Source organism: Vibrio ishigakensis (assembly GCF_024347675.1).
GTDB lineage: Bacteria > Pseudomonadota > Gammaproteobacteria > Enterobacterales > Vibrionaceae > Vibrio > Vibrio ishigakensis.
On the sequence record NZ_AP024881.1, the window covers coordinates 39,021 to 59,388 of the forward strand.

Sequence of the window (20,368 nt, forward strand, 5' to 3'; positions counted from 1 at the left end):
AACAGAATGCATTTCCACTTTTCTAAGATGCATGGGCTTGGCAACGACTTTATGGTGGTTGATTGCATTACCCAGAACATCTTCTTTTCTCCAGAATTGATCCGCCGTTTGGCGGGTCGTCATACAGGCGTGGGCTTCGACCAGCTATTGGTTGTGGAAGCGCCGTATGACCCAGAAACCGACTTTCATTATCGTATCTTCAACGCAGATGGCTCAGAGGTAGAGCAGTGTGGTAACGGCGCTCGTTGCTTTGCGCGCTTCGTAACCATGAAGGGTTTGACCAACAAATACAGCATCCGTGTAAGCACCAAGAAGGGCAAAATCTTGCTCAAGCTTGAGGGCGAAGACCAAGTGATGGTTAACATGGGTGTCCCTGAATTTGAGCCAAACAAGATCCCGTTCAAAGCTAAACAAGCGGAGAAGACCTATATTCTTCGTGCCGGTCATCACACTCTGTTCTGCGGCTCGGTGAGCATGGGCAATCCACATGTTGTGACTGTGGTTGATGATGTAGCAACCGCAAATGTGGAAGAGATTGGTCCTTTGCTTGAATCTCATGAACGTTTCCCAGAACGTGTGAATGCGGGCTTTATGCAGGTGCTGAGTCGCGACAAGATTAACCTTCGTGTTTATGAGCGTGGTGCAGGTGAAACTCAGGCGTGTGGCACAGGCGCATGTGCCGCAGTGGCTGTCGGTATTCAGCAGGGTCTTCTAGACTCTTCTGTAGAGGTATCTCTGCCGGGTGGTAAGCTACGCATTGATTGGCAGGGAGAGGGTAAACCTCTGTTTATGACGGGTTCAGCAACCCATGTATTCGACGGACAGATCAGCTGCTAGGGATAGAATTTGCAAACGGTTGAAAAAGCCATTCCACAGATCTCCTCTCACTCAGTAGAGGAGTTCTTGCGTGACAACCCAGATTTCTTTGTGGGACGCGAAGACCTTCTTGATGCCCTTACTCTTTCTCATGAAGAGAAGGGCTCTGTCTCTTTGGTAGAGATCAAACTGCAACGTCAGCGTGAGCAGCTGCATTCGGTTCAAGGTGAGCAACAGAAGCTACTCAATCTGATTAGCAACAACGACCGCACTCTGCGACACTTCATCCAAGCTGAAAAACGTATGTTGTTTGCCCGTTGTGGTGAGCAGGTACTGAGTGTTTTGGAGTACAGCGCTGAGCAACTCAAGCTTAAAGCTGATTTAGGTATTCAAGACCACCAAAACTCCGCTGTAACCGTAAGCAAGGAAAACTGGCAGCGTTTCAAGAGTCAGCACCTTGGTGAGCGTGGTGTTTACCTGGGTAGACTTAAGCGCAGTGACCGCGAACTACTATTCGGTGATAAGGCAGCTAACTTTGACCTAGGTTCGTTTGTGATCATCTCTTTCGAGCATCCAGAGCTTGAGGGATTCCTCAGCTTCTATAGCGAAGATGGCGGTCATTTCGAACCAAGCCAAGACACCCTATATTTGGGACATCTGGCGATGGTAACCGCTCATCAGATCTGCCAACTTCCATGGCAAACCGTTCAGACGTTACATGCAGAATCCTGTACCTGATTCTCTATCTGATCGCCTAGAAGCATTTATCGCGCATCTTAAGAATGAGCGAGGGGTGAGCGAGCATACCCAGGCCAACTATCATAGACAATTGACTATTATCGCTGGGCAACTTAGCGCTCTAGGTGTTACTGAATGGCAGAAGGTGGACACGGCATGGGTACGCCAGATAGCGGCGAAAGGGGCTCGTGAGGGTCTAAAACCCAACAGTTTAGCTACACGTCTTTCTTGTTTGCGCAGCTTTTTTGATTTCTTAGTGCTAAAAGGTGTTATCAAAGCAAATCCAGCTAAAGGGGTAAGCTCACCCCGAGCACACAAGCGTCTTCCTAAAAACCTCGATGTAGACCAAACCAATCAACTTCTCGAGATAGACATGGATGATCCCTTGGCTATTCGTGATCGCGCCATGATGGAGTTGATGTATGGCACCGGAATGCGTCTGTCGGAGATAGTGTCGCTGGATGTTGACCACATCTCTAATGGGCGCGGAGAGATCCGAGTCATAGGTAAGGGTAACAAGGAGCGTATCGTTCCCTTTAGCGGTGAGGCCAGAGTCTGGGTGGAGCATTGGTGCCGAGTACGACCAGATCTGCTCAAATATGAAGAGCCAGCACTGTTTATCTCTAAACTAGGTAAACGAATTTCTCATCGCAACGTACAAAAGCGTATGGCCGAGTGGGGTATCAAACAGGGGGTTTCTAGCCATGTTACTCCCCACAAGCTGAGGCACTCATTTGCGACACATATTCTAGAGTCCAGCGGCAACCTAAGAGCGGTGCAAGAGATGCTCGGGCACGAGAGCTTGTCTACTACTCAGGTTTATACTCATTTGGATTTTCAACATCTAGCACAGGTGTATGACAATGCCCATCCTAGGGCGAAGAAGAAATCGGAGGACTAGTGCGCTTCTATCGTGGACTTTCGCCTATTAAGGCGATGACATTCGACCTTGATGACACCCTCTATGATAACCATCCGGTTATTAGAAACCTCGAGCGTGAGCTGAGGTCATGGCTGGTGACACGCTTTCCTGAGCTAGATAGATTTGAAGCCACTGATTGGATGGCGTTCAAGCGAAAGGCTATAAATAGCCATCCTGATCTAAAACACGATGTGACTAAAGCGCGCGAGAAACAGTTGTCTCTGGTGTTCCAATCCATAGGCGTTGCTGAAGAAGAGATAGCAGAGGCTGTGTCCGACACCATGCATCAGGTCTATCTACTGCGCAATGAGTTTGAGGTACCAGAAAGCTCTATCGAAACCTTGAAGCAGCTCAGTAAAATTATTCCGCTGGTGGCTATAACCAATGGCAACGTCGACCTTGAGAAGATAGGTATCGCCAAATATTTCCAGTTGGTGTTAAAGGCGGGGCCAAATGGCAAAGCTAAGCCATCCAAAGACCTTTTCCAGAAAGCGAGCGACTTTCTAGACTTAGATCCTGAACATATTTTGCATGTAGGTGACCACTTGATCAGTGATGTGTCAGGTGCAAAGCGAGCGGGTTTTCAGGCTGCATGGTTTAACGACAAACCCCGAACTCTAACTACAGCGGATAAGCCATCTGTATTGCCTGACGTCGAGATATCCTATATCCCTCACCTGCTTAAACTAATTTAGTGTGTGTCCGCTTCTGTCAGCCTGAAAGACCTTTAGATAGTGCTGGAAAAAGCGATTGAGCTTGTCGGCGCTGCTTGTTTCTTCATGTACAGCTAATATGGCACTTCCAACCTCAAAGGTGCACAGGTTGCCTGCCTCTTGATTGCGTCTCAGCGAGTAGTTCGAGTCAGAAGCACTATCCAAATGAACCTGAGCAAGCTCTTGTAACCAAGGGCTTTTATTGAGCATCTTCTTTGCTTCCTGCCAGGTAGCATCCAACACAATATATAAGCTATTGGTAGAGAGAGCGCCTTCTAGCGGAGCGCTGTTTTCAGATGGAAACAGAAGCCTAGCATTATCATGCTGTTTGATGCGCTCGAGTAACTCAACAGGTGGCGCTGTTCTGCTCCACTCATATTGAGAAACCTGAGTAAGGCAGCTCGCAAGTAGTTTTCCGGTGTTAGTAGCACGCCTCAGTTCATTGGGGTGATAGAGCAGTACCAATTCAAACGGGCTTTCTACCAAGGGCTTAGCTTCACACACACAGTTGTGGATGAAGCCACATCTCTCACAGCTCATACTATTGCTTGTCTAGCACTAGGCCTTTGCCTGTAAGTGGATACTCATTGCCGTTGATGGTTTCGTTTTGGGTACTGAGTTGGTTACCTTCAAGCTCAAATTCTCGGGTGGCAATAAGCTTTTGGCCTTGGTAGCTCACATTGGTCGCTTCAATCTTGCCATTGGTTAGTGGCTGCCAGTAACCATTTTCGGTGACATCGTTTGAGCCATCCGCGTAGCTGTAACGAGTCTCTGAGGTGTGGTCAGGCTTTAGAGTTAAGGTGATGGTGGTGCCATCATCTTGGGTTTGAGCGTAAGAGCCAAACAGTTCTTGGTCGGCTTGATTGCTGAGCGTACTGCAACCCTTGAAGGCCTTTCCATTTACCTCAACCGAAGAAGAGGTGCCATATAGGCTATCGCTCATTGTGTCACGGCAGATCTGTTTATCGATCGTGAGTGAACCAGAGTTATAGTCAACGCGGGTTTGAGTAAGGTCTTGCTCAAGCTCTTTAACTGTAAATTCCTGAGCTTCTTGACCCATCTGGGTAAAGGTAACCTTTTGTTCATCGTAGGTTGCATTCCAGAACGGCTCATTACCAAAGGCGCGGTCAGGACGAGTAGATTGTTCACAACGATTTGGGTTCTCTGCGGTAACCATGTTTACTTCTGTCACCACGAATTGAGCTGGGTACTGCTCTGCAAAGCCAGCCGCTGTTGGTTCTAGGTAGCCAAATACCTCAGCATACATTGGCTGGTAAGGCTCACTAGTTAGATTGGAAACGGGCTGTTTGAATGCTTCTGGAAGCTGAACCCAGAATGCGTTCTCACTACCACAGGGTTGCAGGGTTCTGACCTCATGACCCCATATCATCTGCCCTTTGAGCAGGATGCGTGCAGGTGCTGAGTCATCGATAACCAGAGCTTGGTTATCCGCAGAGGTGGTGTCGGTTTCGGCAGGTGGGGTTGGAGTCTGGCTGCAACCAAACAGTATTAAGCTTGAAGAGAGGGCAACCCAAGTTTTGGTCGCCCTGAACTGAATTTTCATAGTCTACCTGCCGAGAACAATAATCCTGAGAGGATTAGTCTAACAGGTGTTGCTCCAGATAGTGAGCAACTGCGTCATCTTCGTTGCTACCAATAACAGGGTTGTTTGGCAACGCAGCTTTCACGCGTGGGTGTGAGGTGCCCATAACATTGCCGATTGCAGCAGCCGTTAGCATCTCAACGTCGTTCATGCCATCACCGAAAGCGATACAGTTTTCTAGTTTCTTGCCAAGGCTCTCGGCTACCACTTCAAGGGCGTGGCCTTTCGATACTGAACCTGCCATTACCTCAAGACACCAAGGCGTGGAGAAAGCAACGTTTAGCTGATCACCAAACTTCTCATTCAATTCTTCTTCAAAGGTCACTAGGTGCTCATGGCTTTCGTGGGTAAAGAAAAGCTTAGCGATATCGGTCGAAGGTGCATTGTCTTGATTGAATAGCTGGAATTTGAAACCAGAACGTTCGCTAAAAGACAGGATTTTGTCATCGGTCTGGTTAACCCACCAAAGGTCATCTTGGTAGATATGAATCATGATCTGTGGGTCTTTGCGGATTACATCCACGATACCTTGAACTAGCGATGGCTCAACGTTTTCACTGTGCATCAGCTTGTCTTGCTGGTCGTGTACACGAGCACCATTAGAGGTGATCATATAGGCTGGAATACCGGCAGTTTCACGGATATACGCCACGTCGATATGGTTACGACCGGTGGCGAAAATAAAGGTATAACCCTGCTCATGCAGTTTCTTCAATGTCTGCTTGGTGTATTCCGATAGCTGGTGGTCGGGGGCCAGTAGAGTGCCATCTAGGTCCGATGCGACAATGGAGATTTGTTCGATAGCGTTAGCGTCTTGGGTCATACCTTTTCTCTTATTTTCAAAAGCATAAACGGCTCGAATGAGCCAGATTGATTAGACAAGATTATCTAACCAAGATGGATATTACGTGAAGAAAGAGGAAAGAAAGAGGGTAAATTTGCCTTTCCTCTTTTCCTTATTTACTGGTCGAAGAACCCAAATATAGCATCTAGGGCTTGGTTGCGCTGTTCGTCTCGCTCTACCAAAACCTCATGCTTTGCATCTGGAATAGGCAGTAGGATAGCGTCTTGACGGTGCTTACTGAGGTTAGCGATAAACTGATTTTGAGCTCGGTTTTCAACCACAGTATCTAGGCTAGGCTGGATGAGCAGTAGCGGGATATTCACCTTCTCGGCATTGCGAACACACTTTTCTGCCCCTTTTATCGCCTGATACACCCATTGTGAGGTTGGACCGCCCATCTGGATCTCACTCATATTATCAAACAGGTCGGCCGACCATTCGAAGCGAGTTTGGCAGTGGCTTAAAGGGTTATCCTCAAACGGGGTTCTCTCATAGCTAGATTGGCCTATTGCATAGTGCGGTTGATTGCGCCACTGGGTGAGCTTTTTGCACAGAGGCTTGGCAATAGCGCGCAGTGGTGTCGGCATCTTGATGTCGTACATAGGCGCACTTACCGCAATCGCGTGGAAAGGATGTGAGGCATGGGTTTGGATATAGCGAGTGGAGATCGCGCCACCCATAGAATGAGCCAAGATAAAGCGTCGACTGTAGCGATTGAAATTAAACTGCTTAACGATCAAGTCCATATCATCGATATAGTCATCGAAGTTTTCTACATGTCCCATATGTGGGTCATTGAGCAGTCTGTCTGACATCCCTTGACCTCTATGGTCAAAGGAGTAGATGTCGAATCCCTGTTTGAATAGATCGAAAAACAATTCTTGATAGCGCCACACACTCTCGGTACGACCATTGACCATAAGGATGGCCTTGTCGTGAGCGGGAGAGGTTAGGCTGACCCAGTATAGTTTGTTGTGGTCTTTACCAAGGGAAAACCCTTGTTCGCGGTTCTTCCAGAACTTCGCGATGGGATACTTTATCTGATACTCAAAGTCGGCTTCTTGGGTGCAAGATTCGGCGGCGTTGATAGACATTGCAATTCGTTCCTGTTCAAGTTACAAACAGGATACCACCCCTGAATTTAGGAAGTAATATGGAGTTGAAAATTTGGTTGGCCTATGTGGCCACGGCAATCATTTTTAGTCTGGCGCCGGGTTCAGGTACGGTGAACTCTATCTCCAACGGCATCAATTATGGGATGCGTAATTCTCTTTCTGCAATTCTAGGCCTTCAACTGGGTTTGGCGTTTCATATTGTTCTTGTAGGTGCCGGCCTTGGCGCTATCGTGGCTAAATCAGCCACTGCTTTTACGGTGCTGAAGTGGGTCGGTGTGGTGTATCTCATCTGGCTCGGTATTCAAAAATGGCGCGACAGCAGTGGCTTTGCTCTAAACCAAGGTGCCGTTGATATTTCTCGCACTAAGCTGCTAAAGCAGGCGGTGTTTATCAACCTGACTAACCCCAAATCTATCGTCTTTTTGGTGGCGTTGTTTCCCCAATTCTTGAATCCGAGCGCACCTCAGTTGCCACAGCTACTTATCTTAGGTGTTACTACCATAGTGATCGATGGCATCGTGATGGTAGGTTATACCGGCTTAGCGGCGCAGATGGGAAAATACGTGCGTTCGAACTCAGTGGTGGGCAAGCTAAATAAGATGTTTGGCTCTATGTTTGTGGGGTGTGGCTTGCTATTAGCTTCAGCCAAGGCGTAGAACTGACATTCAATCGAATATGAAACTTTTGTGACATCGGTAGGTAAAAACTTGCCGATGTCTTTTTTTTAACTAATATATGCGCATATCCATATGTTGTTATCTGGAGCCGAGATGTTACCAAATCAATTTTTTAAGCTGTTGTCGGACGAAACCCGTTTCCGTTGCTTGCTGATGATCGCTCGTCAGGGAGAGATGTGCGTGTGTGACCTGACTCAGTCTCTACAAGAGAGCCAGCCTAAGGTGTCTCGTCATCTTGCTCAGCTAAGACAATCCGGCATCTTGATCGATGAGCGCAGAGGTCAATGGGTGTTCTACCATATTTCCTCAGAGATCCCTGGATGGGCCAAAGCCATCATCGAAGGCCTAAAGAATTCAAACTGCTTGCGAGAAGAATACTTGCAAGACATACAAAGACTAGTAAACACAGAGCAAAACGCCTGTAACTAATAACTCAATAGAGAGTAAAGAACATGACTATTAAGATTGGTATTAATGGCTTTGGCCGTATCGGACGTTTAGCACTTCGCGCTTCTTTCGACTGGCCTGAGGTTGAGTTCGTACAGATCAACGACGTAGCGGGCGACACTAAGACCCTAGCTCACCTTCTTGAGTTCGATTCAGTACAAGGTCGCTGGCATCACGAAGTGGCAGCAAACGGTTCTGATATGCTGATCGATGGCAAGACCATCAAAACCACACAAGAAAGAGAGATCGATGCAGTTGATTGGTCTGGCTGTGACGTAGTAATCGAAGCAACGGGTGTGCATCGCAAGACTTCTTTCCTAAACAAATACCTAGAGCAAGGCGTTAAGCGCGTTGTGGTATCTGCGCCAGTTAAAGAAGAAGGCATTGCTAACATCGTAGTGGGTGTTAACGACGAAATCTTCCAACCTGAACTGCATAAAATTGTTACTGCAGCGTCTTGTACTACCAACTGTATCGCTCCTGTAGTTAAGGTTATCCATGAGAAACTAGGTATCGAGCAGTCGTCTTTCACCACTATTCATGATCTAACTAATACTCAAACCATTCTAGATGCACCACACAAAGACCTTCGTCGTGCACGTGCATGTGGTATGAGCCTGATCCCAACAACGACTGGCTCAGCAACGGCTATCGTTGAGATCTTCCCTGAGCTAAAAGGTAAGATCAACGGTCATGCAGTACGTGTTCCTCTAGCGAATGCTTCCCTAACCGACATTATCTTCGACGTTAAGCGTGACACTACTGCTGAAGAGGTTAATGCACTTCTTAAAGAAGCGTCTGAGAACGAGCTGAAAGGCATCCTTGGCTTTGAAGAGCGTCCACTAGTATCAATCGATTATAAAGGCGACCAGCGTTCTACTATCGTTGATGCGCAATCAACTATGGTTGTAGGCACTCGTATGGTGAAGATCTATGCTTGGTATGACAACGAGATGGGTTACGCAACCCGCACCGCTGAGCTAGTTCGTACCGTTGGCCTAGCTGACAAATAAGCCTATCCCGATTAAATAAAGAGAATTTTACAAATGACACATCCTACTTGGGAACTAAAAATCGATAACGATGCGGCACTGGTTCTAACTCCATGCCCAGGTACTAAAGATCTTGGTTTGGCTGAGTCTGTTGCTCAGCTAAAGGAGCAAGGCGTTGTGGCTGTAGTGACAGCTATCAATGCTGAAGAGATGGCAAGCAAGAACGTAGCTGACCTTGGTGAGCAGGTTCAAGCTCAAGGCATGCAGTGGTTCCACCTTCCAATCGAAGATGACTGCGCCCCAGCTGAAGAGTTCGCTGGTCAATGGTCTGCTGCTAGCCCAGAGCTTCATAAGATTGTTGCTGAAGGTGGCAAGATTGCAATGCACTGCATGGGCGGTTCAGGTCGTACTGGTCTTCTAGCGGCTAACCTGCTTCTAGAGTTGGATTGGCCACTAGAAAAAATCATCTCTGAAGTACAGGCTCTGCGCCCAGGCGCTTTCCAAAAGCCAGTGCAAGTCGAATACGTACAGCAGCTAGCTGCTAAGTAATCGTCAAACTCTCCAATGCCTCCCGCTCGGAGGCATTATTTTTTGGAACAAGAAGTATGTTATCGACCTTAGATAAAAGTGTCCGCCAATACATGTTGGTCACCTTCAACTATTGGAATTTCACCCTAACTGATGGTGCATTGCGCATGTTGGTGGTGTTGTACTTTTATGACCTGGGTTACAGCAGTTTGGCTATCGCCTCGCTGTTTCTGTTTTATGAAATCTTTGGTGTTATCACTAACCTAGTTGGTGGTTGGCTAGGTGCTCGCTTGGGTCTGAACCGAACCATGAATATTGGCTTGGGAATGCAGATCTTTGCCTTGGCTATGCTCGCAGTCCCAGCAAGCTGGCTAACTATACCTTGGGTGATGGCGGCGCAGGCCATGTCAGGTATTGCCAAAGACCTAAACAAGATGAGTGCCAAGAGTGCGATTAAGACACTAGTACCAGATGATCGCCAAGGTGCTCTGTACAAGTGGGTGGCTATCCTGACCGGTTCGAAGAACGCCCTTAAGGGTGCGGGTTTCTTCCTAGGTGGCTTACTACTGACAGTATTTGGCTTCCAAGGTGCGGTAATGGCGATGGCATCTGTGCTGTTTGTAGTACTTATCGGCAGCCTAGTGTGGCTTGAGAGCGATATGGGCAAGGCGAAGAGTAAGCCGAAGTTTAAGCATATCTTCTCTAAATCTGGCAGCATCAATATCCTATCAGCCGCGCGTATGTTCCTATTTGGTGCTCGTGATGTATGGTTCGTAGTTGCTCTGCCTATTTATCTAGGCTCAGTGTTCGGCTGGAATCACTCTATGGTGGGTGGCTTTCTCGCTATCTGGGTAATTGCTTACGGTTTTGTGCAAGGCATTGCGCCTCGTATAACGGGTAAAGCTGAAGGCAAGGTGCCGGATGGTCGAGCGGCACTTATCTGGGCAGGTCTATTGACCGTTGTTACTGGTGCGATCGCTTACGGCGTGCAGATAGAGTGGCAACCTGAACTGGTTATCGTGGTTGGTCTGCTTATCTTTGGTGCCATCTTTGCGGTGAACTCATCGCTGCACTCATACCTTATCGTGAGCTACGCTAAGGGTGATGGTGTGTCTATGGATGTCGGTTTCTACTATATGGCAAACGCCATGGGTCGCCTCATCGGTACCGTACTCTCAGGCTGGATCTTCCAAGTGGCAGGCCTTGCTGCGTGTTTATGGGTCTCCTTCGCCTTCTTGCTTCTGACGACGATTATCTCGATTAAGCTGCCAAAAGCCGCTTAATCCTTTGTTAAGAAACAGACAAAACAAAAGCCGGTTGCATATATCGGCTTTTTTTGTTGCTATGATAAATAGTTAGTCGATTCAAAAGGATAGGGGTAAATGAGGACTCGGGTTAAGTTTTTCGATCTGGCACGCTGTGTGGCTGCGGTAGCGGTTATCGCGATACATGTGCTGGCTCCGTATCGAAATCAATTCGGTGATATCCCTTTCAATGAATGGTTTACCGCTATCAGTGTAAACAGTGTCAGTCGTTGGGCTGTGGTTGTGTTTATTTTGATCACCGGTGCCTTGATGCTCAGCGATAAGCGGCCATTCGACCTTAAGTACTATATAAGACGACGCTTGGGTAAGGTGCTAGTTCCCTTCGTTATCTGGTCCCTGTTCTATGCGTATTTCTCTGGCTGGACTGCTCATGGCTTTGACGGCGAGCATGCCACTGAGGTGCTGACCCAGAGCTTAGACAAGGCGACCTACTACCACCTTGGCTTCTTCTATTACTTCATTCCGCTCTATTTTGTGATTCCATTCCTGCAGGTGTTTGTGCGTCGCTATGACGATCGAGCCTTGTACGCATTAACCGCATTGTGGCTATTAACCACTTGTCTGTTCTTATTCCGTATCGACGGTATCTGGAGCGGGCAGATGTGGCTTTACAGTGGCTTGCTGCCGCTTGGCTATATCCTGTATCAGAAGGTACCCCTTAATCGCACCAGTGTTTCCATCTTTGTGTTGCTTGGCCTGATCGCTTTTGGCGCAACCATCTATCAGGTGGTGCACATGAGTATGGAGGCTGGGAAATATACCTTTGGTCGCTGGCTTTCTTACAAAACCATCAATACCGTAGCAGCGGCGAGTATGGTGTTTATGGTGTGTCGCTATTATGGCGAGAGCCTGTCGGCAGGTGCTGATAAGGTGGTGGGCTTTATCAGTAAGCACAGTTTGGGTATCTATATTCTGCACCCGATCTTCTTGTGGCCGATGAAGGAATTTGGTTGGTATCAAGGGCACCCAGCGTGGGTGATTCCACTATGGATAGTGATCAGTGGCGCCCTGTCTCTGGGTACTAGTTGGCTATTATCTCGCTCAAATAAAACGGCTTGGTTACTGCCTTAGACCTTTTGATTACGCTTCAGAGCAAAGTGCATGAACTCATCTCCCTTGTAGGTGAGTTCTCCTTTGTTGCCGGGCTTTAGGGCTTCAAAATAGTGAATACCGACTTTGAACTCACGCTTGGGGCCAAGCATCCCTTTTTGTACATAGATCCAATATTCTCTATCTTCTTGTCCCGGTAGAGTGTCTGGGATATCGACCGCCTGCTTATCAATAATGGTTACCGAAGCCGTTTTAGTCTCTGCTCCTTCGCCTTGAACGTGGCGGGTGAAACTGAAGCGAAATAGTAGGGCGGCAACAACGACCAAGGCGACAACAATAACAATGAGATAGAGTGGCATATGGTGTTCCCTTTATCGTGAAATTGGCTCGAAGTTTACTCTTCAATAAGTGAAATGGTTATCGAATCATCGCATTGCGTGATCTGTGCGCTAAAAGCCGATTAAAATTGACGATAGCTTCACAGATCTAGGGTGAACCTCAGCTTTCAACCTAGTGTCAAACGAGTAAAGAGCGCACAAACTTGCTAAGCTAAAAGAAGTTAAGCGGGTGCTCGAAAAAAAACAGAATCAACAATCTCGAGCAAGCATTTGCTGTAAATTAGCGCACAACCCGTTGGGCTTCTACGGAAAGAAGCAACAGTGGTTATTTGGACGGGAGTAAGGATATGTCCGATATAGATCAAGTAGTTACACGCACGCGTCGGCTAGAAGGCCTGTTGCGTACTCAATTCCATGCCAATGGGCGTGGACTGCATCAACTCATCTCAAGCAGCGAAGAACGCTTGCCTCACGATGTTATCGCTAAGCTTCGTTATATTGCGACTGTGCGCAATAAGATGTTGCATGAGGACGGCTTCAAGTTAGATGACCGTAGACACTTTAATCAGGTGTGCAATGAGTGTGAGAAGGAACTGACTCCGCGCAGTGGTCGTTTCATTTGGGGCGTGGCTATCGCTCTTATGACACTGCTTACGTTGGCTGCTGCTGCCTTCTATTACGCTAACTGGGCTGAGTTTAGCGTTCATTTCTAAAAGATATATTTTATTTGCTTGATTTAAAACAAGCTGAGTTGGCAAAGATAGAGTACAGTTAGGCAAAAAAGTAGGAGCCGAAAATGACCGTACACGCACACAAACTATTGAACCAACTTCGTGTTCAACCTATGACTAAATCTGAACTTCATCAGTGGGCAATCGCTGAGTTTGGCGAGGGTGTTGAGTTTCGCACTTGTAGCCGTGAAGGGTTCGATTTTGACGCTATGATTCAGTTCTTTCTAGAGCGTCAAAAGGTAGTCGTAGCGGGTGAGGTGATGCGCATTAATGAAGTAAACGTGTGCTCTCACTAATCTAGAAATGCTATTTTTAAGGCTCCCTTCGGGGAGCCTTTTTAGTATCTGCCGACCTTGATTTAATAATCAGAACATAGTTCGGTGATAGTGGTCGCATATGCCGTTGATCTTCTATTCATGTCATATATCACCTTGTGAAAGTATTGTTAATGTCCTCAATGTTTTAGCACTAATGCTTATAGTCGAATCTTCTAATTGCATGAAGTGAATAAGATTCTTGATGTGTCTTCATGTAAGTTATTGAAAGTGCGTTATTTATTCTCTGTCTAATGACGTAGGTCAATTTTTTGCGCCTAAATATGCGTCTATTCATGCATTTAACTTATTGATTTATGCATTTTTAGAACTTTTGTTGCGCCAAAAAGCCAATTTTTATGCTTCGATTGTTGCTTTTATGTGACTTTTTTGCCAGATTGTGGCTCGAACACAAAATATTTGTATTGTGTTACGGGCGAAGACGCTCTCAAAAGAGCGCAGACTGAATCGTAAATCGGTCACGCCATTGGAATGGATTCAATTTGCAGACAAGGCAGAAAACTGTCCCGCAGTAGAGGTCTGGTAATGTCATTATTAGAAGTCAAAAATCTTCGTATAGAGTATCCGTCGCGTCACGGTGTGCACGCAGCAGTAAAATCTCTTTCTTTTAACATAGAACGCGGCGAAATCGTCGGCGTTGTTGGCGAATCCGGTGCCGGTAAGTCAACTGTTGGTAATGCTGTTATCGACCTTCTTAGCCCTCCAGGTGTTATTGCTGGTGGCGAAGTATTCCTAGATGGAGAGAAGATCTCGGGTCTATCTCCAGAAAGCATGCGCCAAGTGCGCGGTTCAAAGATAGGGTTTATCTTCCAAGACCCTATGACCTCCCTAAACCCGTTGTTCACCGTTGAACATCAGCTGAAAGAAACCATCCACGCAAACATGAAGGTCTCTGATGAAGAGGCATATCAGCGTGCATTGGATCTGATGAACAAGGTAGGTATCCCACAGCCAGAAAACCGCTTGAAGCAGTACCCACACCAGTTCTCTGGTGGTATGCGTCAGCGTGTGGTTATTGCGATTGCCCTAGCGGGTGAGCCTGATCTTATCATCGCCGATGAGCCAACAACGGCTCTAGACGTATCGATTCAGGACCAGATCCTGAACCTGATTCGTGAGCTGTGTATCCAGCAGAACGTAGGTTGTATGTTGGTTACCCACGACATGGGTGTGGTATCGAACGTTACTGACCGCGTTGCGGTTATGTACCGTGGTGACTTGGTAGAGTTCGGCCCAACAAGCAAGGTTCTGGGTGACCCAGACCACGCCTATACTCGTAGCCTGATATCGGCTGTACCTCGCTCGGACAAGAAGCTCGATCGCTTCCCTCTGGTGAGCTACATCGAAGAGGCGACAGAGATGGAGCCATTGGATGTTAAGAGTCACTGGCTTGGTCAAAGTCAAGACCATAGGGATTACACAGGTCCGCTACTTAACGTTGAGAACGTTAACCTGCGCTTTGTAACCAAGGATTCTCTGTTTGAAAGCCGCCGTGAATATGTTCAGGCTTCAAACAACGTTAGCTTCGAGGTATTCGAGGGTGAGACCTTCGGCCTAGTGGGTGAGTCAGGCTCAGGTAAGTCTACGATTGCACGTGTGATTGCCGGCCTTTACGCACCAAACTCAGGCAAGGTGACCTTCGAGGGTATCGACCTAACTAGTCTTAAGAGCGAAAAAGAGCGTCGTCCGTTGCGTCGCCAGATGCAGATGGTATTCCAGAACCCTTATACGTCGATGAACCCGCGTATGAAGATCATGGATATCATCGCTGAGCCGATTCGCTTCCATAAACTGACTCGAAATGAGAGTGAAACCCGTCAGATCGTTAATGACCTGCTAGACCACGTTGGTCTAGGTCGTATGGCGGCGGTGAAATACCCTCATGAGTTCTCGGGTGGTCAGCGCCAGCGTATCTCTATCGCGCGCGCTTTGGCAACTCGTCCTCGTCTACTTATCTGTGACGAGCCAACTTCTGCACTGGACGTTTCGGTGCAGGCTCAGATTCTGAACCTGTTGAAAGACCTTCAAGATGAGCTGAATCTGACCATGCTGTTTATCAGTCATGATCTTCCTGTAATCCGTCAGATGTGTGACCGCATCGGCGTAATGCAGATGGGTACCCTGCTAGAGGTAGCACCTACAGAACAACTATTTAAAGCACCTCAGCACGACTACAGCAAACATCTAATTTCACTGATGCCTGAGTTTAAAGGTTTACGCGAAGGCACAGAGGAATTACCAGTATCGGCTTAGATAGGAATCTGAGCCAACAGCTCTTTGAGCAAAAACTTAGCAAACACAACATAGGGATTCCATCCCGCATGAAGGAGATATGCAATGAAAACCATTAAGACCAAACTGGCTGTAGCGCTTGCAGCCGCTGGCCTTACTTTTGGCGCTGCCGCTGCCGACATCAAAGTTGCTTACGATGCTGACCCAGTATCTCTAGATCCACATGAGCAGCTATCGGGCGGTACGCTTCAACTATCTCACATGGTTTTTGATCCATTGGTACGTTACAAGCAGGACCTTTCGTTTGAGCCTCGCTTGGCAACTAAGTGGGAGCGTGTTAACGACACAACTATGCGTTTCACACTGCGCCAAGGCGTTAAATTCCACTCTGGCAACACCATGACTGCTGACGATGTTGTTTGGACTTTCAACCGTTTGAAAGACTCTCCAGACTTCAAAGCAATCTTTAACCCGTTTGAAAAGATTGTAAAAGTAGACGACTACACTGTAGACCTTGTATCTAAGGGCGCTTTCCCTCTAGTACTGCAAACTGCAACTTACATCTTCCCAATGGATAGCAAGTTCTACACAGGTAAAACTGAAGATGGTAAAGACAAGGCTGAGCTAGTTAAGCACGGTAACTCTTTCGCATCTACGCACGTTTCAGGTACTGGTCCATTCATCGTTACTGCTCGTGAGCAGGGCGTTAAGGTTGATTTCAAGCGCTTTGACGGTTACTGGGACACTGAGTCTAAAGGTAACGTTGATAACCTAACTCTAGTGCCAATCAAAGAAGACGCGACTCGTGTTGCTGCACTTCTATCTGGCGGCGTAGACATGATTGCACCTGTTGCTCCAAACGACCATCAGCGTGTTAAGTCTGCATCTGGCGTTGACCTAGTAACTTTACCTGGTACTCGTCTGATCTCGTTCCAAATGAACCAGAACAGCAACGAAGCACTTAAAGATGTTCGTGTTCGTCAGGCTATCGTGTATGCGATCAACAACGACGGTATCGCGAAGAAGATCATGAAAGGCTTCGCTACAACAGCTGGTCAGCAAGGCCCTGAAGGCTACGCTGGTTATGACGCGGACCTAGTGCCACGCTACGACCTGAAGAAAGCGAAAGAGCTGATGAAGGAAGCGGGTTACGAGGATGGCTTTACTCTAAGCATGATGGCGCCAAACAACCGTTATGTGAACGATGCGAAAATCGCTCAAGCGGCGGCAGCTATGCTAGCTAAGATCGGCATCAAGGTTGATCTGAAGACTATGCCTAAAGCGCAATACTGGCCTGAGTTCGATAAGTGTGCGGCAGATATGCTAATGATCGGTTGGCACGCAGATACTGAAGATTCAGCGAACTTCTCTGAATTCCTAACTATGACTCGTAACGAAGAGACAGGTAAAGGTCAGTACAACTGTGGTCACTACTCTAACCCAGAGCTAGACAAGCTAGTTGAAGAAGCAAACGTTGAGACAGATCCAGCGAAACGCTCTGCAATGCTACAGCAAGTAGAGAAGACGCTATACGATGATGCTGCTTACGTTCCTCTGCACTGGCAAAACCTAGCGTGGGGCGCGAAATCTAACGTTGATATCGCTCCTATCGTAAACGCAATGAACTTCCCATACTTCGGCGACCTAGTGGTTAACGAGAAGTAAGAGGCAGTCATGTGTCTTAGAGTGCGCACAGGGTGCGCACTCACCATCTAGCTAAATCTAGATTAAATAAATAAGGCCTGCGCCCTTGGTGTCAGTGCCACTTTCGGTGCCTAACCTTTTTTCAGTCGGGTTGGGTGCCATTTTTGAGACTGAAAACTTTATTAGATTGGATAAAGGGGCAAAGGAATGTTTTCGTTTCTAGTCAAGCGCCTGTATCAGGCACTGGTAGTGATGTTTGTGATCAGTTTGGTGGCGTTTGCTATCCAAGATAACCTTGGGGATCCTTTGCGTGAACTGGTTGGTCAGTCTGTTTCTGACGCTGAGCGACAAGCACTTCGTGATGAAATGGGATTAAACGACCCGTTCATTACCAAATATACTCGCTTTATTTCCGCTGCAGTGCAGGGTGATTTAGGCAACTCATACTTCTTCAAACGTCCAGCGGCAGAGGTGATCTTAGATAAGTTGATCCCGACACTGGAGCTAGTGTTCGGTGCGACTGTGATCATCATAGTGCTATCGATCCCGCTAGGCGTCTATTCGGCAATTAACCCGAAAAGCATATTTACTAAATTCGTGATGGCGATGAGTTCGATAGGTATCTCGATACCGGTATTCCTGACCGCGATCATGTTGATGTACATCTTCTCTATCACATTAGGTTGGCTACCTTCCTATGGGCGTGGCGAGACCTCAAGCCTATTGGGCTGGGAATCAGGCTTCTTCACCGTAGATGGTCTAAAGCATCTGATACTTCCTTGTGTATCACTGGCCTCTATCATGCTACCTCTGTTTATCCGTCTAGTACGTGCAGAGATGCTTGAGGTGCTAGGTTCTGAGTACATTAAGTTCGGCAAGGCGAAAGGCCTACCACTTAAGAAGATCCACTATCAGCACGCGCTGAAGAACACCATGCTTCCTGTACTGACCGTAGGTGGTGTACAGATAGGTACTATGGTGGCATACACCATATTGACTGAGACCGTATTCCAGTGGCCAGGCATGGGCTTCTTGTTCCTTGAGGCAATCAACCGTGTAGATACCCCATTAATCACAGCGTATGTAATCTTCGTAGGTCTTATCTTCGTGGTAACCAACACCATCGTTGACCTGTTGTACGGATTGATCAACCCAACCGTTAACCTAACTGGCAAAGGAGCATAATCATGGAACAAGTAGCAGCAGCTCCAAGTCGTTGGGAGCGTATTAAAAACTCTGACATTCTTTACTATTTCTTGCGCGATAAGGTCGCGATGTTCAGTGCATTCGTGTTTGCCTGCTTCTTAGTAGCTGCACTCGCTGCACCTATCATCGCGCCGACAGACCCGTATGACCTGACCTCTATCGATATCATGGATGCCGAGCTTCCTCCATCATGGATGGAATACGGCGATGCAAACTTTGTACTGGGTACCGATGAGCAAGGCCGTGATATCTTTTCGACCATCCTATACGGTGCGCGTCTATCTCTGACTATCGGCTTCCTTGCGGTGGGTCTGCAGATGGTTCTAGGTATCGTGATCGGTCTATCAGCAGGTTACTTCGGTGGCCGTATCGATAGCTTCCTGATGCGTTTTGCGGATATCCAGCTGTCATTCTCAACCATGATGGTTGCGATCATCGTATCGGCTATCTTCAAGGCCAGCTTCGGTGGTGAGTTCTATAGCCAATACGCCGTGGTCATGCTGGTGGTGATAATCGGTATCGCGGAATGGCCTCAGTATGCGCGTACTATCCGTGCATCTGTGTTGGCAGAGAAGAAGAAAGAGTATGTAGAAGCGGCGCGTGTAATGGGCTTTAAAGCACCGCGCATCATGTTCCGCCATATCCTGCCAAACTGCTTGTCACCAATCTTGGTTATCTCTACGGTACAGATTGCAAACGCCATTATGTCAGAGGCTGCGCTTTCTTTCCTAGGTCTTGGCCTACCGGTAGACCAACCGTCTCTGGGCGCACTTATCAGTACTGGCTTTAACTACATCTTCTCTGGTGCTTGGTGGATTACTGCCTTCCCAGGTATCGTACTAGTAACCCTAGTTCTGGTAATCAACCTTCTAGGTGACTGGTTACGTGATGTATTCAACCCGAAAATCTATAAGGGTTAATATCCATTTGTTGTAAAAATGGCCGTCCAAGTGACGGTCATTTTTTTGTCCGTAAGCCTCTGTTTTGACGTACTTTTAACAATGTTCGTTGCTGTATTGCTAGTCTTTGCTGGGTTGCAAATTGAGATCTAGGTCACGCAGTGTCGGCAAATCAGTTAATCGTTGAATACAGATATAAACTCATCGCACTTATTGTGTTGATCTTGCTATTGGTGGAAGTCTCCACACTGAACTATTTCCCGGTGATCTTGTTCATTTTCGCCGGAGTTAACGCCTTTTGTATCCGTCTTATCTACAGCATCTACTGCAAGCGTAAGAACAAGTCCCCATCCCTAGGTTTGCTGACCATTACCGACGAGTCTATCTTGTCTCAGCCGGTGTTCTATCTTGCCCTGACCGTGCCCTTCTTCTGGGCCATGGTGGTATTTCTGATCTCTTTTAAAGATGTTGCTATTACCTTTGATGCCGAAGGCATGCAGGCGCTGTACGAGACCTCACGCTTCCCTTTTATGATCATGTGGGCGTCTATTCCCATGATGGCGCTGGTGGCCTCGATTCATAGAGCCAAGCAGACGGAAAAACAGATCTCTAAGGTCGAAAAGCAGATACAGATGTCTGAGGTGAAGAATAATGCGGAGCTATTTCTTTCTCATTACGATTTCTACACCAAGGCGATAAAAGAGGTGATAGAGAAGGTTTTCGATGAAGATCGCAGCCTGAAGCTGGTTTATTTCAGCAAGAAAGATGCCTACATGAACATCTTCCGTGGTGCCAGTATTCAAAATGGTGTCGCACCCATCTCAAGTTGTTTCTTTGAAAAACAACTCAAGCAGTTCGATGAGGCTAAGCAGGACTATCTGGTGCTATCAAGTCTAGAAAGACAAGGTGGGAGCGTCAGCGAGTATCGTGTGCGTCAGGTGCGTTATTCGTTGCATCAGATCATGACCCGCATTGGCGTAAATGCTGACAATACCTTGTTCAACTCCCCTGAAGCCTGCCTGGCACAAGCCTATCGAGAGGTGATGATACTGATTTCTTTGCTTGATATGTTGGTACGTGAATTTAGACATGAGCTGGGTGAAGAAAGGTGTGATGCATATTTAAGTCAGCTACCAATGATTCAAGCAAGCTCTAATATTATGCGAGCGGTTTGAAAAAGATTGCACACCGCTTACACTATTCAGAACAGTAT

Annotated in this window: 22 protein-coding genes; 17 read left to right on the top strand and 5 right to left on the bottom strand. The window is 47.3% G+C overall.

What is annotated here, in order from left to right; translation table 11 throughout:
- Positions 1-6 precede the first annotated feature (6 nt).
- The 4 genes from dapF to yigB are packed head-to-tail and all read left to right on the top strand — an operon-like array spanning position 7 to position 3,171.
- Positions 7-837, top strand: coding sequence for a diaminopimelate epimerase (gene dapF / locus Pcarn_RS00180; RefSeq protein ID WP_261834405.1), 831 nt, complete (start codon positions 7-9; stop codon positions 835-837).
- A gap of 9 nt (positions 838-846) precedes the next feature.
- Positions 847-1,554: a DUF484 family protein gene (locus Pcarn_RS00185; protein ID WP_261834406.1), complete on the top strand. Its 708-nt coding sequence runs from the start codon at positions 847-849 to the stop codon at positions 1,552-1,554.
- Entirely contained in the window at positions 1,535-2,455 is a 921-nt protein-coding gene (gene xerC / locus Pcarn_RS00190; RefSeq protein WP_261834407.1) for a tyrosine recombinase XerC, read from the top strand. The genes Pcarn_RS00185 and xerC overlap by 20 nt, the downstream gene beginning before the upstream one ends.
- Positions 2,455-3,171, top strand: a complete 717-nt coding sequence (yigB, locus tag Pcarn_RS00195; protein ID WP_261834408.1) for a 5-amino-6-(5-phospho-D-ribitylamino)uracil phosphatase YigB — start codon at positions 2,455-2,457, stop codon at positions 3,169-3,171. The genes xerC and yigB overlap by 1 nt, the downstream gene beginning before the upstream one ends.
- Here yigB and Pcarn_RS00200 read toward each other — a convergent pair.
- From Pcarn_RS00200 to Pcarn_RS00215, 4 genes are all read right to left on the bottom strand, one after another.
- Entirely contained in the window at positions 3,163-3,729 is a 567-nt protein-coding gene (locus Pcarn_RS00200; RefSeq protein ID WP_261834409.1) for a tRNA-uridine aminocarboxypropyltransferase, read from the bottom strand. The two genes, yigB and Pcarn_RS00200, sit on opposite strands and share 9 nt — an antisense overlap.
- Before the next feature lies 1 nt (position 3,730).
- Entirely contained in the window at positions 3,731-4,753 is a 1,023-nt protein-coding gene (locus Pcarn_RS00205) for a COG3650 family protein (protein WP_261834410.1), read from the bottom strand.
- A gap of 34 nt (positions 4,754-4,787) precedes the next feature.
- The gene (locus Pcarn_RS00210) at positions 4,788-5,615 is read right to left on the bottom strand and encodes a Cof-type HAD-IIB family hydrolase (RefSeq protein WP_261834411.1); all 828 of its coding nucleotides are present in this window, start codon (positions 5,613-5,615) and stop codon (positions 4,788-4,790) included.
- Positions 5,616-5,752: 137 nt separating this feature from the next.
- Complete coding sequence (locus Pcarn_RS00215) at positions 5,753-6,730, bottom strand: alpha/beta fold hydrolase (protein WP_261834412.1); 978 nt, start codon at positions 6,728-6,730, stop codon at positions 5,753-5,755.
- Positions 6,731-6,789: 59 nt separating this feature from the next.
- Between Pcarn_RS00215 and rhtB the strand changes: the two genes are divergently transcribed.
- From rhtB to Pcarn_RS00245, 6 genes are all read left to right on the top strand, one after another.
- Positions 6,790-7,407, top strand: a complete 618-nt coding sequence (gene rhtB / locus Pcarn_RS00220) for a homoserine/homoserine lactone efflux protein (RefSeq protein WP_261834413.1) — start codon at positions 6,790-6,792, stop codon at positions 7,405-7,407.
- 114 nt (positions 7,408-7,521) lie between these two features.
- Positions 7,522-7,857, top strand: a complete 336-nt coding sequence (locus tag Pcarn_RS00225; protein WP_261834414.1) for a metalloregulator ArsR/SmtB family transcription factor — start codon at positions 7,522-7,524, stop codon at positions 7,855-7,857.
- Between the two features lie 23 nt (positions 7,858-7,880).
- A complete protein-coding gene (locus tag Pcarn_RS00230; RefSeq protein WP_261834415.1) occupies positions 7,881-8,888 on the top strand; it encodes an ArsJ-associated glyceraldehyde-3-phosphate dehydrogenase in 1,008 nt (335 codons plus the stop codon).
- A gap of 33 nt (positions 8,889-8,921) precedes the next feature.
- Positions 8,922-9,416 (top strand): phosphatase domain-containing putative toxin, encoded by a 495-nt coding sequence (locus Pcarn_RS00235; protein WP_261834416.1) that lies wholly within the window; start codon positions 8,922-8,924, stop codon positions 9,414-9,416.
- Between the two features lie 56 nt (positions 9,417-9,472).
- Entirely contained in the window at positions 9,473-10,678 is a 1,206-nt protein-coding gene (arsJ, locus tag Pcarn_RS00240; RefSeq protein WP_261834417.1) for an organoarsenical effux MFS transporter ArsJ, read from the top strand.
- 99 nt (positions 10,679-10,777) lie between these two features.
- Positions 10,778-11,791: an acyltransferase gene (locus tag Pcarn_RS00245; protein ID WP_261834418.1), complete on the top strand. Its 1,014-nt coding sequence runs from the start codon at positions 10,778-10,780 to the stop codon at positions 11,789-11,791.
- Here Pcarn_RS00245 and Pcarn_RS00250 read toward each other — a convergent pair.
- Positions 11,788-12,129 (bottom strand): DUF2500 domain-containing protein, encoded by a 342-nt coding sequence (locus Pcarn_RS00250; RefSeq protein ID WP_261834419.1) that lies wholly within the window; start codon positions 12,127-12,129, stop codon positions 11,788-11,790. The genes Pcarn_RS00245 and Pcarn_RS00250 overlap by 4 nt on opposite strands.
- Positions 12,130-12,455: 326 nt before the next feature.
- Here Pcarn_RS00250 and Pcarn_RS00255 point away from each other — a divergent pair, with 326 nt between their 5' ends.
- The 7 genes from Pcarn_RS00255 to Pcarn_RS00285 all read left to right on the top strand — a co-directional run bounded on the left by Pcarn_RS00255 (position 12,456) and on the right by Pcarn_RS00285 (position 20,330).
- Complete coding sequence (locus Pcarn_RS00255) at positions 12,456-12,821, top strand: DUF4145 domain-containing protein (RefSeq protein ID WP_261834420.1); 366 nt, start codon at positions 12,456-12,458, stop codon at positions 12,819-12,821.
- Positions 12,822-12,904: 83 nt separating this feature from the next.
- Positions 12,905-13,135, top strand: coding sequence for a YecH family metal-binding protein (locus Pcarn_RS00260; RefSeq protein ID WP_261834421.1), 231 nt, complete (start codon positions 12,905-12,907; stop codon positions 13,133-13,135).
- A 564-nt stretch (positions 13,136-13,699) separates the two neighbouring features.
- Positions 13,700-15,427, top strand: a complete 1,728-nt coding sequence (locus Pcarn_RS00265; protein WP_261834422.1) for a dipeptide ABC transporter ATP-binding protein — start codon at positions 13,700-13,702, stop codon at positions 15,425-15,427.
- Between the two features lie 84 nt (positions 15,428-15,511).
- Positions 15,512-17,071 (top strand): ABC transporter substrate-binding protein, encoded by a 1,560-nt coding sequence (locus Pcarn_RS00270; RefSeq protein WP_261834423.1) that lies wholly within the window; start codon positions 15,512-15,514, stop codon positions 17,069-17,071.
- A 186-nt stretch (positions 17,072-17,257) separates the two neighbouring features.
- On the top strand, positions 17,258-18,235 hold the full coding sequence (locus tag Pcarn_RS00275) for an ABC transporter permease (RefSeq protein ID WP_261834424.1): 978 nt from the start codon (positions 17,258-17,260) through the stop codon (positions 18,233-18,235).
- A gap of 2 nt (positions 18,236-18,237) precedes the next feature.
- The gene (locus Pcarn_RS00280) at positions 18,238-19,176 is read left to right on the top strand and encodes an ABC transporter permease (RefSeq protein ID WP_261834425.1); all 939 of its coding nucleotides are present in this window, start codon (positions 18,238-18,240) and stop codon (positions 19,174-19,176) included.
- A 140-nt stretch (positions 19,177-19,316) separates the two neighbouring features.
- On the top strand, positions 19,317-20,330 hold the full coding sequence (locus tag Pcarn_RS00285) for a hypothetical protein (RefSeq protein WP_261834426.1): 1,014 nt from the start codon (positions 19,317-19,319) through the stop codon (positions 20,328-20,330).
- The last annotated feature ends 38 nt before the right edge of the window (positions 20,331-20,368 follow it).